At 60.3% G+C, this 16,094-nt stretch carries 14 protein-coding genes; 6 read left to right on the top strand and 8 right to left on the bottom strand.

Features of this window, described 5'->3' with window-relative positions; translation table 11 throughout:
• Positions 1–266 precede the first annotated feature (266 nt).
• The 3 genes from A6A03_RS16070 to A6A03_RS16060 are packed head-to-tail and all read left to right on the top strand — an operon-like array spanning position 267 to position 4,332.
• A complete protein-coding gene (locus A6A03_RS16070) occupies positions 267–971 on the top strand; it encodes a response regulator (RefSeq protein WP_066790307.1) in 705 nt (234 codons plus the stop codon).
• Positions 968–2,149 carry a sensor histidine kinase gene (locus A6A03_RS16065; protein WP_066790305.1) on the top strand — a complete coding sequence of 394 codons (1,182 nt, stop codon included), beginning with the start codon at positions 968–970 and terminating at the stop codon, positions 2,147–2,149. The genes A6A03_RS16070 and A6A03_RS16065 overlap by 4 nt, the downstream gene beginning before the upstream one ends.
• Positions 2,146–4,332, top strand: coding sequence for a VC_2705 family sodium/solute symporter (locus A6A03_RS16060; RefSeq protein ID WP_066790303.1), 2,187 nt, complete (start codon positions 2,146–2,148; stop codon positions 4,330–4,332). Before A6A03_RS16065 ends, A6A03_RS16060 begins: the two co-directional genes overlap by 4 nt.
• Before the next feature lie 33 nt (positions 4,333–4,365).
• On the opposite strand, the gene A6A03_RS20455 is transcribed toward A6A03_RS16060, so the two are convergent.
• The 4 genes from A6A03_RS20455 to A6A03_RS20450 all read right to left on the bottom strand — a co-directional run bounded on the left by A6A03_RS20455 (position 4,366) and on the right by A6A03_RS20450 (position 6,528).
• On the bottom strand, positions 4,366–4,866 hold the full coding sequence (locus A6A03_RS20455) for a hypothetical protein (protein WP_066790301.1): 501 nt from the start codon (positions 4,864–4,866) through the stop codon (positions 4,366–4,368).
• A gap of 124 nt (positions 4,867–4,990) precedes the next feature.
• Complete coding sequence (locus A6A03_RS16050; protein WP_066790299.1) at positions 4,991–5,926, bottom strand: tail fiber domain-containing protein; 936 nt, start codon at positions 5,924–5,926, stop codon at positions 4,991–4,993.
• Between the two features lie 19 nt (positions 5,927–5,945).
• Positions 5,946–6,341 (bottom strand): hypothetical protein, encoded by a 396-nt coding sequence (locus A6A03_RS16045; RefSeq protein WP_066790297.1) that lies wholly within the window; start codon positions 6,339–6,341, stop codon positions 5,946–5,948.
• 40 nt (positions 6,342–6,381) lie between these two features.
• Positions 6,382–6,528: a hypothetical protein gene (locus A6A03_RS20450; protein WP_156525367.1), complete on the bottom strand. Its 147-nt coding sequence runs from the start codon at positions 6,526–6,528 to the stop codon at positions 6,382–6,384.
• Positions 6,529–6,555: 27 nt separating this feature from the next.
• On the opposite strand from A6A03_RS20450, the gene A6A03_RS21010 reads away from it, so the two are divergent.
• From A6A03_RS21010 to A6A03_RS16040, 3 genes are all read left to right on the top strand, one after another.
• Positions 6,556–6,690 (top strand): hypothetical protein, encoded by a 135-nt coding sequence (locus tag A6A03_RS21010; protein ID WP_281181297.1) that lies wholly within the window; start codon positions 6,556–6,558, stop codon positions 6,688–6,690.
• A 240-nt stretch (positions 6,691–6,930) separates the two neighbouring features.
• Positions 6,931–7,170 carry a Uma2 family endonuclease gene (locus A6A03_RS20935; protein WP_082908991.1) on the top strand — a complete coding sequence of 80 codons (240 nt, stop codon included), beginning with the start codon at positions 6,931–6,933 and terminating at the stop codon, positions 7,168–7,170.
• A 373-nt stretch (positions 7,171–7,543) separates the two neighbouring features.
• Entirely contained in the window at positions 7,544–9,538 is a 1,995-nt protein-coding gene (locus A6A03_RS16040; RefSeq protein ID WP_066790295.1) for an acetoacetate--CoA ligase, read from the top strand.
• A gap of 401 nt (positions 9,539–9,939) precedes the next feature.
• Here the strand turns inward: A6A03_RS16040 and A6A03_RS16035 are convergent, their stop codons facing one another.
• The 4 genes from A6A03_RS16035 to A6A03_RS16020 all read right to left on the bottom strand — a co-directional run bounded on the left by A6A03_RS16035 (position 9,940) and on the right by A6A03_RS16020 (position 15,998).
• The gene (locus tag A6A03_RS16035; RefSeq protein ID WP_066790293.1) at positions 9,940–12,540 is read right to left on the bottom strand and encodes a hybrid sensor histidine kinase/response regulator; all 2,601 of its coding nucleotides are present in this window, start codon (positions 12,538–12,540) and stop codon (positions 9,940–9,942) included.
• Positions 12,541–12,623: 83 nt separating this feature from the next.
• The gene (locus tag A6A03_RS16030) at positions 12,624–13,313 is read right to left on the bottom strand and encodes a lysophospholipid acyltransferase family protein (protein ID WP_066790291.1); all 690 of its coding nucleotides are present in this window, start codon (positions 13,311–13,313) and stop codon (positions 12,624–12,626) included.
• A gap of 221 nt (positions 13,314–13,534) precedes the next feature.
• Positions 13,535–15,013 carry an aminomethyl-transferring glycine dehydrogenase subunit GcvPB gene (gcvPB, locus tag A6A03_RS16025; RefSeq protein ID WP_066790286.1) on the bottom strand — a complete coding sequence of 493 codons (1,479 nt, stop codon included), beginning with the start codon at positions 15,011–15,013 and terminating at the stop codon, positions 13,535–13,537.
• Positions 15,006–15,998, bottom strand: coding sequence for a phosphotransferase family protein (locus A6A03_RS16020; protein WP_066790284.1), 993 nt, complete (start codon positions 15,996–15,998; stop codon positions 15,006–15,008). Before A6A03_RS16020 ends, gcvPB begins: the two co-directional genes overlap by 8 nt.
• Between the last annotated feature and the right edge of the window lie 96 nt (positions 15,999–16,094).

The following is a 16,094-nucleotide window of genomic DNA, read 5'->3' as shown; positions in this document are numbered from 1 at the left end:
GCTTATCCTGATTGCTGGCTCGGCGTGAATGCCAGTCTCCAGTGCTGCATATTATGCCTTGCCGGCGCAGGGTAGCGCAGCCAGCCAAAAACGAGTATTTCTTCCCCATCTTCGGATTGTTTCTCGTTCGCTAGCGTGTGGTAACGCTGCCGTTGTCACGTGACTTGCCCGCTTCCCGTCTGGGAAACGGCTCATCTGGCATAAGAACTGTTGCCTACATCTCTACGACAATACTGCCGCCATTGAAGGAAGCAGGGAGCGCTGCAATGGAAGCAGCTACGATTCTGGTGGTTGATGACGAGCAACCGATTGTCGATCTGGTGACCAGTTATTTGACCAATGAGGGCTTTGTCGTGCATCGGGCCTTTGATGGGCCCAGCGCGTTGGCGCTTGTGCGTAACGTGAGACCCGATCTGGTGGTGCTGGATGTAATGCTGCCCGGTCTTGACGGGATCGAAGTGTGCCGGCAGTTGCACCGCGACACTTCGGTGTATGTGTTAATGTTAACGGCCCGCGCTGATGAGATCGATAAGTTGATCGGCTTGTCGGTGGGGGCCGATGATTATCTGACCAAGCCCTTTAGCCCGCGTGAGCTGGTGGCGCGGGTGAAGGCGATCTTGCGCCGCAATCGAGCGTTGCGTTCGGCTGAGACGATCCAGCGTCCGGTGCTGCAATTTGAAGGGTTGTTGATCGATCCCGAGCGGCGTGAGGTTGAGCGCAACGGGGTGCGGGTTGATCTGACGCCGCGCGAGTTCGATCTGCTCTACGCGCTGGCCAGTTATCCGGGGCGGGTATTTACCCGCGAAGAGTTGCTGCAACGGGTGTGGGGGCCTGATTTCGCCGGGATTGACCGCGTGGTTGATGTGCATATCGGCACGTTGCGCCGGAAACTGGATGATGATCAGCACGGAACGCCGTTGGTGCAGACGGTGCGCGGCGTGGGGTATAAGTTTGTCGGCGGCGCGCGATGAAGAAGTGGTTGCATCAACTCCGCTGGAAGCTGTTTATCTCCCATCTGATTATTGTCTTGATGGCGTATGTGGTGTTGTTGGCGGCATCGAGCGTGCTGGCGAGCCTCGGTTTGACCGGTTTTGCGCCACTGACTCTTGGCTCGGCGGCGGCGGAAACTGGGCAATTGGGCGCCAGCGCCGCCAACGCGGCGCTTGAGTTGAAAGAGCAGGTACAGTCGGTGATCCAGCAGGCGTTGCTGATCAGCGGGTTTGCCGCGCTAGCCGCTTCGGTCGTGGTGAGTCTCTTCGTCTCGCGCCGGATCGTTGAGCCGATTCAAACCCTCTCGCATGTCAGCCGGCGCTTGGCGCAGGGATTTTATCGCGAGCGTACGAGCATTCAAGCCGATGATGAAATTGCCCAATTAGCCCAAAGCGTGAACCAGTTGGCCGATACGCTCGATCAGACCGAGCGCCGGCGTTTAGCCTTGCTGGCCGATGTCACCCACGAGTTGCGCACACCGTTGGCAACCATCGGCGGGTATATGGAAGGCTTGGTTGATGGGGTGGTTTCGGCGAATCCGGCGACGTTCAACCTGATTTTGCGCGAAACCCGCCGCTTGCAACGCTTGATCGAAGACCTTGAACTGTTGTCGCGGGTGGAAGCCGGGCAGTTGCCGGTGGTGGTGGCCCGCGCTATCGATCTGCGTCCGGTGCTAGAGGCGCAAATCGCGCAGTTTGAGCCGCTGTTTAGCAGTAATCAGGTCAATTTATGCCTCGATGCGCCTGAACACTTGCCGCAAGTCTGGGCCGATCCCGATCGGGTGGCGCAGGTGGTGATCAATATTCTGGCTAACGCCTATCGCTATACGCCGTCGGGTGGGACAGTCACGGTGCAGGTGCGCGCTGATGATCATGAGGTGCGCGTGGCTATTATCGATACCGGAATCGGTATTGATGCCGAACATTTGCCGCACCTCTTTGAGCGTTTTTACCGGGTTGATAAATCGCGCGCGCGCAACAGCGGCGGCAGCGGGATTGGGCTGGCGATTGCGCGCCACCTGATTTATACCCAAGGGGGCGAGATTTGGGCCGAGAGCGATGGGATCGGTAAGGGGTCGCGGTTTATCTTTACCCTGCCGCTTGCCCCGCAGATGGCGGTCGTGCGGGTGGAATCGGTGACAACGGCTGATGTGGCATGAGCGCAAGTTTCTGGATTGGCCTCTTTCAGCTTTTTCTCGTGGTTGGCGGCGCATTGGCAGTGTCGCTGTTCATTATCGACCGCTTGTTCCCGCCAATGCGGCAGGTGCAAGGTTCGGTGGAACCGTACAACCTCCGCACGCCGGTCACGCGCACGGCGACAGTGGTCCCATCGCCGCTGCAATGGCCGCTGGCGCCGGCATGGTTGCCGCAATACTGGCAGGAAAATCTGCGCTTGGTCGGTCCGCTGCTATTGATCTGGCTATTGAGCGTGGTATTGCCGGTTGTGTTAGCCGCGCCACTGAACCAGATCAGCGTCTTAACCGGATTTCCGCTCGGTTACTATATGGGTGCGCAGGGAACGCTGATCTGTTTTGTTGCCCTCACCTTTGCCTATAACTGGCGGATGCGGCTGCTCGACCGGCGCTTTGGCATCGATCCGGCTGATTCTCCAGAGGAACGTCTTACCCGCCGGCGCTATTCAGTGCGGTATCTCTTGTTCGCGACTGGCTTGTTCGGCTTGATGGGCCTGTTCATTATCCTTGAGACGTGGTTTGGCTTGCCGGCGAACCTGATCGACTGGAGTTTTCTCGCGCTGGCGATCGGTCTCTACGCCGTGATCGGCATTCGCTCGCGCGCCGATACGCTCGATGCCTATTATGTCGCCGACCGTAAAGTGCCGGGAATCCTCAATGGCTTAGCTACTGGCTCGGATTGGATGAGCGCCGCTTCGTTTATCAGTATGGCTGGCGCACTCTATTTGCTTGGCTTCGAGGGTCTCGCCTACATCACCGGCTGGACGGGCGGGTACGTCTTGTTGGTGCTGTTGCTCGCGCCTTACTTGCGCAAATTCGGCCAATACACGCTGGTCGATTTTATCGGTGCGCGCTATCCCGGCGCCGGCGCGCGCGTGATCGCCGCCGTATCCAGCATTATCATCTGCTTTACCTATGTCACTGCCCAAGTGACCGGGATCGGCATCATTATGAGCCGGTTTCTCGGTCTGAACTATATGGTCGGCGTGATTGTCGGCTTGGCGGCGGTGTTGCTCTGCTCGTACCTCGGCGGCATGAAGGCGATTACGTGGACGCAAGGCGTGCAGGGGATTATCCTCGTCTTTGCGTATCTGGTGCCGGTGACGTGGCTGGCCTATAGGCTGACCGGGGTGGCGCTGCCGCAGGTGATGTACGGCGAGGCGCTGAGCAATATTGCCCAACTGGAACAGGCGCAGGGCTTGTCGAGCTATGTCGCGCCGTTTAACGATTGGTCGATCTGGAATTATCTCGCCCTGAGCCTCTGTCTGATGCTGGGTACCGCCGGCATGCCGCATATTCTGGTACGCTTCTACACAGTGCCAACGGTGCGCGATAGCCGGAGCAGTGTGGCATGGGCGTTGTTGTGGATCTGCGTGCTCTATTTGACGGCGCCGGCGTATGCAGCGTTTTTGCGCTGGGAGATTCTCGGTTCGGTGGTTGGCCAACCGGTGGCCGAATTGCCCGATTGGACGAACCGGTGGGCAAGTACTGGCTTGCTGACGATCGCCGATGATCCCGATATGGGGGGGAATGGCGATGGCGTGTTGCAGTATCAGGAGTTGCGGATCGACCAAGATTTGGTGGTCTTGGCGACACCGGAAATTGCCGAGTTGCCGGCCACCGTGGTGGCGCTGGTCGCGGCAGGCGGCATGGCGGCGGCCTTAAGCACTGCCGATGGACTGCTGATGGTGATTGCATCGGCAGTGGCCCACGATATTTACCATCGCACCCTCAACCCGCGGGCCGGTTCCCGCGAACGATTGCTCTTGGGGCGGCTGGCGATTCTGGTGGTGGCGATTCTGGCCGCCTTGACGGCGCTGCAACGGTTGGCGATCATCGTGCAGTTAGTGGCTTGGGCTTTCTCGTTTGCCGCCGCGACGATCTTTCCGGTGTTGGTCTTGGGTATTTTCTGGCGGCGGGCGAATAGCCGCGGCGCAGTGGCCGGGATGCTGAGCGGTTTTCTGGTGACGGCTAGCTACATGGCGCTGACCTACCTCGCGCCAGAGTGGGCCATTTTGGGGATTTCCAGCTCGGCAGCCGGTATCTTTGGCATGCCGGTCAACTTTCTGGTCACGTGGCTGGTGAGCCGGCGCGGCCCGCCCCCTGACTCCGAAGTGTCGGCGTTGGTTGATTATGTGCGTTATCCGTGATTAAGGCGATGAGGAAGCTGGGGTTTTTAGCAATCAGCAATGCTTGCCGCTGAGGGCGCAGAGGCTATGTGCGGCAACTATGCCTCTGCGCCCTCGGTGGTTAACGGTTGCTTCTATCGATCGCTGATATAGTGCAGGCGCGCCGCTACCGCTGCACCAGCAGTATGAACAGCTTGCCATCCCGCCGGCTCCGCTCCAGAACCCGCCGTGCAGCGTGTACGCGCCGCCGCTCAGCGAACCCGCGTCCGCTTGCCCAATCGTATTACCCAGCGCGTCAGCGCCTCCCGTGCTGAACGTCGCGCCGCCGCCATCAATGGCGCTCCACGTCAGGTTGTACTCGCCGCCGGATTGGGCCGCTGCGTGCGGGGCGATAGCGACGACCAGCATAAGGGCCAGCTCCGCCGCGAGCGCGCTCGCCACCACATAGCGTAGTGTATGACGACTAGCCAGTGTGTGCGCCGCGTAGCCATCTCGTTCTGCATCACCAGCCTCCTTGCGCGCGTCGCCGGCCCAGCCAGAACGCACTCGTGCCACAGAGCACTCCTGCCGCAAACCACACCCCATCAGCGACCGGGCTAGTCGCCGGCGCAGCGACGCGCGTTCCTGCGTGCTGTTCCAGCGCCGCGAGGCGCGCTTCCAGTTCGGCAATCTGCGCCGCTTACTCTTGCGCCACCTGATGCAACCCTTGAATTGCTGCCAACGCCACGCCGTCGGCGTCAACCGTCGCAATGTGGGTATCGTCCGCGCCGACACCAAACGCTGCGTAGAAATCCTGCACCGTCGGCCCGATATGGCGAATCGTCGCCTGCTCGGCGATATAGTTCCACGTGTGGATGGGGAGGTTGGCGACCCGGGAGAGAATCGCGCGCGCGTTCACGTTGGCAAAGTTCTCCTTCGCGGCGCGGTCGCTCGCATTAGTCCACACCCCGCCATTCGTCAGATGCGCGCCGATCCACGTGTAGATAAATCTCTCGGAGAGCGCGCCGGTGCTCGGAGTAGCTTTGCCGAAATAAATGCCGCCCGATGCGCGGACAATGAACGAATTCGCAACCGAACCGACAAAGGGTTCATTGTAACTGTCGGCCCACACAAACATGCCGGCTGCATTCGCTTGGCCCCGACGTCCGGCTACAAAGCTGTACGCACCCTGAGCGGTATTGCCCCGTCCCCCCGCCGGCGGTGGCGTAGGCGCCGCTGGCGGTGTTGGAATCCCCCCCGCCGGCGGTGGCATACGGGCGATCACTTGCTGATTCGGCATCATTGCCTGCTCGGTTGCCGATCCCTCCCCCACCGTGCCATAGTCGTCAGTCACCCGGTTGGCACAGGGGACGCTGCCCGTACCGCAATCGTTCGTCGCGCGTCCGCTGCCGCCGATGGTCGCGCCCGATACGCCGCTCGTCACCGTGTTCTCGCGCGATCCGCCGATCAGGTTGGGACTGGTCGCGTTCGGCTCGATCCGCAAGGTGCGCGCGCTATTCACCTTGATCTCCAGCGCCACGTTATCGGTCGTGCCGATAAAGTTGGTTCCCGCCGTGGTGCCGCTGTTGCCAGCCAGCGCCCAAAAAGCCGTCGTGTCGTTGTCGCTCGCGCACATCCATGCGCTGCCGTTCCATTTAGCGACTTGGTTGGCCGCACAACTCTGCGGCAGTTGGTAGCTCGCGGAAAGGCTGAACTAGTTCCCCGTCAATGCCAGTCCCGCCCCGGCTGTGTGTGGTGTCGTTATCCACTCCATCGGCAAAGCCGGCCGGCACGCCAGCCAACCCGCTCCACGGTGCGATCGTGGCGTAGAGCGCATACGGCGTCGCCGTCACCGCTTGGCGCGGGCTGAGCGTGGTGGAGCTGCCGGAGCTGGCGCCGGGCCGCACCCGAACCTCCAGCCAGCGCGCGTCGCCGGCGAAGGCGCTCGCGCCGAAATCGAGCGCTACGGTGAACAAGCCGTTGCTGACCGGCACGACGTTGGCCGTCACGGTGGCGCCGACCTGCGCGCCGCCGCTGGCGGCGTCGTACAAAGCGAACTGAAGATCGTAGGCTCCGTTGGCAGGGCTGCCGCTATCTTGCAGCCGGCCCTAGATAGGTGAAGGCCGTGCCGAGGGCGGCTTGCAGGATTGGGCCGCTTCCCTGCGCCGCGACGGCTGACGCGAGGATGGTGAGCGAAAAGACGATAAGCGCAATGAAGATACTCAGTTTGCCGGCCATCGGTGCGTTCTCCTTTCAGGATGGTGTTTGGATAAGAACAATACGGACGTGCCGCTCGGCGCAATTCGCCCGCTGGCTCACGCGGCGTTGCGTGACGTTCCACTGCCTGATGCCGATGGTAAGAACCGTTGTGATCAAGCATATCAAGCCAGCGTCCTCTAAACGCCCTCACCCGGCTAGCGCCAATCCCCGGTCTCACGACGTGAAGGCAAGCGGTTTGACGGCATGCTGATCTGTCAACTACAATTTCATCTGTCGGGGCATCATGTGGCGTAGGACAGGTGTAGCGTATCGCTTGAGCGGCGTGGCTGGCGCGAGTAGCTGGAGATGGTTTCGCCGCGTTAGTGGCTTGCGATAACCGATAGGGAAGACAGCGGCGGGCATGTTGGTTGAAGACGTGCTATCCGTGAGCGTACTTTTGGCAAGGCTCTATGTCACGCACCCGGTCAATCTGATTTAGCCATCTTCTGCGCGGAGCCTCCCGACAGTGATGAGGCAATTGAGCTTATACCAGCAGTAGTGGTTGAGATTCTTAGTCCGGGCTATGAAGACAAGGATCTCGGTCCTGATGGTGCGCCGTTTTACCTGACGTATGGGGTGCGCGATGTGGTCGTGTTTGATCCGCGCCAGAAAGAAGAATAGCGCCGTCGCTCACCTTTGTTAGTGCGAGCCGAGCAGAGCGAGGCGAAGCAAGCTCCCGCTTTGGCGGGATGGATGGGCAAGGGGGCACGGATTGGCCCGGCGGATGAGGGTGCTGTGTCAATTCCCGGTGAGGGGGTGTGTGCTGCTCTCGCGGGGGCTTGCTGCGGTCGGGTGGACCCAGCGTGGCTGGGGGCCGCTACTCCCTCGCAATGACAAGAGGTACCCGGTGTCAGTGCGAGCCGAGCGGAGCGGTGAGGGGATGCGTGGCGGGCTTGCGGGGGCTTGCTGCGGGCGCTGCGCCCTGCGTTATTATATGAGTGCAAGCCCTTGCAATAACAAGGAGTAGCTGACACATGCGAAACGGAGGCCAACGATGACCACCGCGCCACGTTTGTTGTGGGAACCGCCGGCGGAATTGCGTGAAAACTGCACCATGCGCGCGTTTATGCGCTGGCTTGAGCAGCGGCATGGGTTGCACTTCACCGATTACGATAGCCTCTACCGCTGGTCGGTTGAGGAATTGGAAGCGTTTTGGGCGGCGTTGTGGGAGTATTACCAGATCAAGTCCTATACTCCCTACACAGCAGTCTTGTCAAGCCGCGAGATGCCGGGGGCGCGTTGGTTTACCGGCGCTCAGATCAACTATGCCGAGCATGCCTTCCGCCACGCTACGCCCGACCGTCCGGCGGTGATTGTAGCATCGGAACGGCACGCGCCAACCCCGCTAAGCTGGGAGGCATTGCGCGCGCAGACGGCGGCGCTGGCGCAGACATTGCGCAATGCCGGGGTGGGGCCGGGGGATCGGGTGGTGGCGTATGTGCCCAATACTCCCCATGCGCTGATCGGCTGTCTGGCCACCGCCAGCCTTGGCGCGATCTGGTCGAGTTGTTCGCCCGATTTTGGCAGCCCTAGCGTCATTGACCGGTTTAGCCAGATTGCGCCGAAGGTGTTGATCGCCATTGACGGCTACCAGTACGGCGGCAAGCCGTTTGATCGCCGGGCGGAAGTGGCGGCGATTCAGGCGGCGTTGCCCAGTGTCGAGCTGACCATCTTTATTTCGTACCTCGATCCGGCGGCGGAGCCAACCGGTCTGCGCGGCCCGCTGTTGCGCTGGGAAGAAGCGGTGCAGACGCCGGCTGAATTGACATTTACGCCGGTCGAGTTTAATGCGCCGCTGTGGGTGCTCTATTCTTCCGGCACCACTGGCTTGCCGAAGCCGATTGTGCATAGCCAAGGCGGGATTCTGCTCGAACATATCAAGTCGCTCGACCTCCATTTCGACATGCGGCCCGGTGATCCCTTCTTTTGGTACACCACGACCGGCTGGATGATGTGGAACTTCTTGATCGGCGGTTTGTTGGTCGGCGCTATTCCGATTTTGTACGACGGTAGTCCGGCTTACCCTGATATGGGAGTGTTGTGGCGGTTGGCCGAGCAGACCAAGATGCGCTATTTCGGCACCAGCGCCGGCTACATCATCGCACTGATGAAGAGCGGGATTGAGCCGGGGGCGCAGTTTGATCTCAGCTCAATCAAATCGATCGGCTCGACTGGTTCGCCGTTGCCGCCGGAAGGGTTTGAGTGGGTCTACGACCATATCAAGCGCGATGTCTGGCTGGTGTCGTACAGCGGCGGCACCGACGTTTGCAGCGGCTTTGTCGGCGGTTGCCCGCTCTTGCCGGTGTATAGCGGCGAGATTCAGTGCCGCATTCTCGGTTGCAAGGCCGAAGCCTACGATACCGACGGCCACAGCGTGATCGGCGTGATGGGTGAACTGGTGATCACGGTGCCTATGCCATCGATGCCGATCTATTTCTGGAACGATCCCGATAACGCTCGCTACAAGGCTAGCTACTTCGAGCATTATCCCGGTGTCTGGCGACACGGTGACTGGATCGTGATCAACGAGCGGGGCGGGATCGTGATCTATGGCCGTTCGGATAGCACAATCAACCGGCAAGGCATTCGCATGGGCACCAGCGAGATCTACCGCGCTGTCGAGACCATCCCTGAAGTACTGGATAGTTTGGTGATCGATCTGGAAGGTCTCGGCGGGCGTTCGTATATGCCGCTCTTCGTCGTCTTGCGCGAGGGTGTAACCCTCGACGATGCGCTGCGGCAGCGGATCAAGCACGCGATCCGCACTGCGCTCTCGCCGCGCCATGTGCCTGACGATATCTTCCAAATCGCAGCCGTGCCACTCACGCTCAGCGGCAAGAAGCTAGAGGTGCCGGTGAAGAAGATTCTGATGGGTGTGCCGGTCGAGCGGGCGGCCAATCCCGATTCACTGCGCAATCCTGAGTCACTCCAGTTTTTTGTCGATCTGGCGCGCGTGTTGGCTGAGACGGCCAATCGCGGAAGCGGATGATCGTTGTAGCGGGAAGGATCCGCTCAGACAAGTCGTTCGCTGAAGAAGGAGATTGCTTCGGGCGCTGCGCGCCCTCGCAATGACATCCTAGCCTGTCATGGCGCGCCGAGCGGTGATGGTGCCCCCACCCCCAACCCCTCCCCCAGCGGGGGAGGGGTAAAGCCGTAAAGCGAGCAAAGGCCCAGAGGATTCAAACGCAGAGGTGCGAAGGGCGCAAAGAGCGCGAAGGGTTTTTTGGGGAAGCGCCGCTTCCAGCTTGTCATTGCGAGCCGAGCGGAGCGAGGCGAAGCAATCTCCCCCAAGAGCGAAAGGAAACCACTCAGGCATGTGGTTCGCTGAAGGAGGAGATTGCTTTGCCGCCTCCGGCGGCTCGCAATGCCACTGGCGAGCGGTTGTACCTATTAACGAATCGTTGTCCGTTGCAGCAGGAGGCTGAGCTTTTCGAGCAAGTCACGTGAACGGTACGGTTTGGGCAGGAAGTCAGTATATTGGTTGATCGGCAGTGGGTTGTTAGTAATCTGTTCGGCGTTGCCGCTCATCAGCAACACCGGCAGACACGGCAACTGGCGGCGAATGGCTTCAAGCAGTTCGAGACCATTCATACCGGGTATTGCCAGATCAACCAAGACGATATCAATATTCATCGCTGATTCGCTCAGTAGGGACAAAGCAGTGCGCCCGTCAGCCGCTTCGAGTGTCACCATACCGGCTCGTTCGAGGATGCGGGTGATGGTTCCGCGCACTGCTGCATCGTCATCAACAATCAATGCGGTGCCGGTCAAGATAATGGGCGCTGTCGCAGCCGCAGTCAGCGCCGGGGTTGCGGTATTTGCGGCTTGCAGGTAAACGGTAAACGTCGAGCCTAGACCCGGCGTGCTCTCGACCCGGATAGCGCCGTGATGGCGGCGCACGATGCCTTGCACGGCAGCTAACCCTAACCCGTGACCTTTCGGTTTTGTGCTGAAGAAAGGGTCAAAGATACGGCGTTGGGTTGATTCGTCCATCCCAATCCCGGTATCGCTGACAGTGAGGGTGACGTATTTGCCCGGCGCAATGCTTGGTGTTAAGTTCAAGCGACGCAGATCCGTTGCGGTAAGGGTGGTTACGCCGGTACTAATAGTAACCGTGCCGCTGCGTTCGCCAATGGCTTCAATCGCGTTGGTGATCAGATTGAGCACGATTTGCCGGATCTGGCTGGCTTCGACCACAATTGCTGGCAAATCAGACGCTAGATCGTAGGTAAGCGTGACTTGACCGCTACGGTTGGCCGGTAGGCGCAAGATATTGCCCATTTCGTGCACGAGCGCCGAGAGGTCAACGGATTCGAGTGAACGTTGGCCACGGCCAGCGTAGGCGAGCAGTTGGCTGCACAATTCAGCGGCTCGTTGGGAAGCCTGATTGATGGCTGCGAGATGGGGTTGCAATTCGTGGTTAGACGGCAGATCGAGCAAGGCAAGGCTGGTATGGCCCATAATACCGGTCAGCAAATTGTTAAAATCGTGGGCAATACCACCAGCCAGCAAGCCAAGACTTTCGAGTTTTTGCGTTTGCAGCATCTGGGTCTCGATCCGGCGCCGTTCTTGTTCGGCGTTAAAGCGTTCAATCGCTACCGCAAGCACATTGGCGACACCGCGCAGAAAGAAAATAGCCTCGGTATCTAATGGATGCTGCGCGTATGCCAGTAGCACGCCGAACAGTCGCTCGTTCCCGCGAATAGGCATACCGGCGCCATACATAGCCATACCGCCGATCCGTTCAGCCAAGCTTGGCGGCAGCCGGTTCCAGCCGGGATGATCATTGGGAAGGTCGCGGAACACCTCAGATGGTAGCAGTTCCTCAGGCGCATTGCCCCATTTTGCGCGTACACACGGCTGACGATCGAGATCGAGTTCCACCAGCTCGATCCCGCTAAGGCGGAGCGTTTGCGCCGTTTGTTCAGCAGCGGTGGCAAACAGGGTGTTGAGGTCAGTATTTGCCAGTGCTTCGCGGGCTAAGGTTGCCAACTGTTCTTGCCGCGCAGCGAGTTCGGCAAGGCGCTCGTTGGCATAGCGCAGCGGGGTCACGTCTTGAAACGCGACCACAGCGCAGAGACCTTCGGGCAACTCAATCAGCTCAGCCGCCAGTTGGGCAAAGCCGGGGGCGCGATCATTTCGCTGAAAACTAAATTCGACACCGCTGATCGTTCCCTGCTTTTCTAACGCTTCAGCGATAGCCGGCCATCGCTCGGACAATTGTGACCGGCTAAGCCTACGGATGGGTTGCTTGATAATCTGTTCGCTGCTCAACTCAAAAAATTCGCGGCAGGCTGCATTCGCATTCAGGATGAGTTCATCGTTGATCCGCACGATCAACATCGCAAACGGCGCCGAGTCGAAAAGCCGGGCCAGCTTCTCTTCCGAATCGCGGAGTTGCTTTTCGACCGTGCGCCGTTCATTGAGTTCTTTATCGGTGTCATGTAATGACTGGCGAAAATGACTGATGAGCTGATTGATGATGTATGCCGAGAGTAGGAGATACAACGTATAGGTGACAGACCACGACAGTCGCGAGTGAGGGATTGGCGGTTGGGGCAGCCGATCGGCAAACAACGTAAAGATGACGCCGGTCGCGACTGAAAGGATCGCAACGATCCATGTACCTCGTTGCCCGAAGAGCATGCCGGTCATCACCACGACGATGGGCAATGCTGCGAAGGCTGGCGCAAGAATACCGCCGCTGATCGCCGCTGAGCCGGTTAATGTCAGCCACAATGAACTAATGACGAGCAGACTTGCTTGCCAAACCCGTTGCTGGCGCAAGAGCCAGAATGCCGCAAGGAGCGCCGCTATCAGAGGCGCGACAATGATCAGGCGCTGCGGCATGAGCGACGGGTCAATCGGGCTCAATACGGTATAGCCTATGACGGAAAGGAGGGCGAGCCAGATCAGGAAGCGCAGCAATTGCGCGGTATGTTGCCGCATCCGCTCGGTGCTTGGAGAGGATGGATCGGTGAAAGCATCCATAATGTTTGCTCCCGATTCGAACCTATCGTGAGATGAGATTCGCGCCGATCGTTGCCGATCCATCCATGCTACATACTGGCCCATCACGTATCCTGATCGAATGACGTGTCAATGCTATGGGCCGGCGCTGTTCCGCTGAGTTGGATAATCGCCTCGCGCACCTCATCGGCGGCGGTTTGCCATGTCGCGCGCAGTTTCGGATGCGCTTTGAGATACAGCGGTTCGCCAAAACGCACGGTGACTTTGTAGGGTCGTGGAAGAACTTTGCCTTTTGGCATAACACGATTGGTACCGCCGACATACGTAGGAATGACCGGCGTGCCGGGAAATTCGGCGATCAGGCGGCCTACACCGCTGCGGAAGGGGCCAATTTCGCCGGTTTTGCTGCGCGTGCCTTCGGGGAAGAGCAAAAGGGCATAGCCTTCGCGCAGCGCGCGCGCCGCGTGCCGTAGCGGGTCTTGGCCGCCGCGCCGGTCGCGGGCGATCGGAATGGCATTAAACAAAATGCGCGAAAGGAACTGCATCATTCCACCGCGAAAAAAGTAGTCTTGCGCGGCGGCAGCAACGAAGCGGGGGCGCACTTCGCGCGGCAAGACAGTATAAATGACGGCCGTGTCGGCATGGCTGGCATGATTTGAGGCAATAATGAAGGCTCCCTCGTGGGGAATATGTTCAACTCCTTCGACTCGCGGCCGTACATAAAGCCGGACAAAGATCCGAAACAGGGCCGGCATGAAACGGGCCGCGACGTGGCGGCTGCGGTAGAGACTCATAGCCATTTCCCTACGACTATGGCGCCCGCCAAGAGAGCAAAGCGGCGGGATATTCTGCAAAACAGGCGACTCTTCATCTGTACGATATTATACTGTGCTGCGCTTCGCTTGGCGAGGGGGTGGCTTCCTTTTCATTGATATTTGGTTCTGAAACCGCCCTACCGGAGCGTCGCCTAGCGTGCGACGCTCTGGTAGGCTTGCCCAAGAAGGTTGCAACTATTCTACGAAGCCGTTTGTAAGCGGCTGATCGCCTCAGCGTCGTAGCGTAAAATCGGCTGGCGAGCGGCGCGCACTTCATCCAACCGGCGCACCGGCGCTTTGGTCGGCGCGGCGTGCAATACGTCCGGCGTCTCGACCGCTTCGCCGGCAATCTGGCGCATCGTGGCGATGAAGCGATCGAGCGTCTGCTTGCTCTCAGTTTCGGTTGGTTCGATCATCAGCGCTTCCGGCACGATCAGCGGGAAGTAGATCGTCGGCGGGTGGAAGCCGTAGTCGATCAGCCGCTTGGCAATATCGAGCGTGCGCACATCTTTGGGCGCGCCGGCAATCAGGCCGCGCAACACCACTTCGTGCATGCAGATGCGATCGATCGCCTGCGGATAGATATCCTTCAGCATGACCCGCACGTAGTTGGCGTTCAGCACCGCCGTTTCGCTGACAGCGCGCAACCCGGCGGCTCCCATCGAGCGGATGTATGTCCATGCCCGCACCAGCATGCCGAAGTTGCCGTGGAAGGCTTTCATCCGGCCAATGCTCTTTTCGGGGGTGAAGAACTCGTATGTGCCATCGTCGCGCCGGCGCACACGGGGGCCGGGCAGGTACGGTGCGAGCGCGGCGGTGCAACCGACTGCGCCTGAACCGGGGCCGCCGCCGCCGTGCGGGGTGGTGAAGGTCTTGTGCAGGTTGTAGTGCATGAAGTCGAACCCTAGTTCACCCGGTTTGGCGATGCCGAGGATGGCGTTGAAGTTAGCGCCGTCGCCGTACATAAGACCGCCGGCTTCGTGAACGAGGCGGCAGATTTCGACGATGTGCTCTTCAAACAACCCTAGCGTGTTGGGGTTGGTCAGCATCATGCCGGCGGTGCGTGGCGAGAGTTTGGCTTTGAGGTCGTCGAGGTCAACATTGCCGCGCGCGTCGCTCTTTAGCTCGATGACCTTCAAGCCAACCATGGCCGCGGTGGCCGGATTAGTGCCGTGGGCCGAGTCGGGCACCAGCACTTCGGTGCGCTGGGTGTCGCCGCGATCATGGTGATAGGCCCGGAAAACCAGAATACCGGTTAGTTCGCCTTGCGCGCCGGCGGCGGGTTGCAGGCTGACTGCATCAAAGCCGCTGATCTCGCCAAGGTAGCTTTGCAATTCATACATCAATTGCAGCGCGCCTTGGCTCAATTCCTCATCTTGCAGCGGGTGCGCGGCGGCAAAGCCGGGCAGGCGGGCGGCTTCTTCGTGCAGCTTGGGATTGTACTTCATCGTACACGACCCTAGCGGGTAGAAGCCGGTGTCGATCGAATAGTTGCGCTGGCTGATGCGGGTAAAGTGGCGAATGACTTCCGGCTCGGTCAATTCGGGAAAGCCGGCCAGATCATCTTGGCGCAACAGCTCGGAGGGCAGCGGCGTGGTTTCAACGCCGGCAGCCGGCAGATTGGCGCCGATTTTGCCCGGCTGCGAGTACGTAAAAATAGGCGGTTCTTCGTTATTCATTGCTCTGCACTCCATCTATTGGTTCATCAGGGGTGGCAATCACTGGCGGCGCATGCACCTGATCAAGCTGATCGGCGATGGCAAGCGCGAGATCGGCCCGCTCGCGCTCAAGTAAGAGGGCCAGCCGGTAGGGTAAAAGCGCAAACTCGCGCACCTGATCGTAGCAGCGGTCGGTGGTTTCGTCGTAGGCCACTCCATACCCGGCGCGCAAGCCGAAATACTCAGGGTCGGCAAAGTTGAGGTGGAGGGTGGCGTGATCCCACGCCGGACGCCATGTTTGGGCGAATCCCCAACCGACCACGCCAACCAGCCGCCAGTCGCGTTCACGCCGGCGGACGATGATCCGGCGAGGGTGGAGGTCGCCGTGGACGAGACAGGCCGGGCGTCCAGTGGTCGTGATCCAACCGGCGAGGCGGCCTTGCAGCCACTCGCGCTGTTTGGCGGTGAGGCTGCCTTGCGCGACGGCATCAGCCGCTGCCGCTGCTACCCGCTCGCGCAGGTAGGCGACATCGGCATCTAGCATGGCCGGTTGTTCGGCGGGAGCCGGCAAGGCTTCGGCGCGCAACTGGCCGTAGGACGGGGCCAGATAGCTATGCACGCGCGCCATGACGCGCGCCAGCGCCTGCCCAATCGCAAAGCGTGACTCTTCATCAATGGCGGCGATGATCTCGGACAACGGCGTGCCGGCAAGGTAGCTCAAGGCAAGTGCCGGCGGGTCGTCGCCACTGGCAGCGGCTTCACCGATCACACTCGGCAGCGGCACGTCGATCTCGGCTTGCAGCGCGCGCAGCGCGAGCGCCTCGGTTTGCAGCGCTTCGCCGGCCCAGCGATCGACGCCAGCCGGCAGGCGGAGCACAAGCTGCCGGTCGCTGAGCGTGACCAGCAGGCTCCGCGCGCCAAGCGGTGCAGCATCGCGCACCCGCGCCCCCGGCAGGATGCGGGTGACAATGCGCTCGATCTGGTTGGGTGAAATTGCCTCGATCATCGGATTGATGTTGCCTCTTCCCATCCTCTCCCGCTGGGGAAGGAGGAGGTTAGGTTGTTGGCGGGCCGGCGGCCCGCGCCCCTCAGCGAGGGACGC

Origin of the sequence: Chloroflexus islandicus (genome assembly GCF_001650695.1) — a bacterium.
Taxonomy (GTDB): Bacteria; Chloroflexota; Chloroflexia; order Chloroflexales; family Chloroflexaceae; genus Chloroflexus; species Chloroflexus islandicus.
Note: the sequence above shows the minus strand (reverse complement) of the source record. Positions and strands in the feature narration are given on the sequence as shown.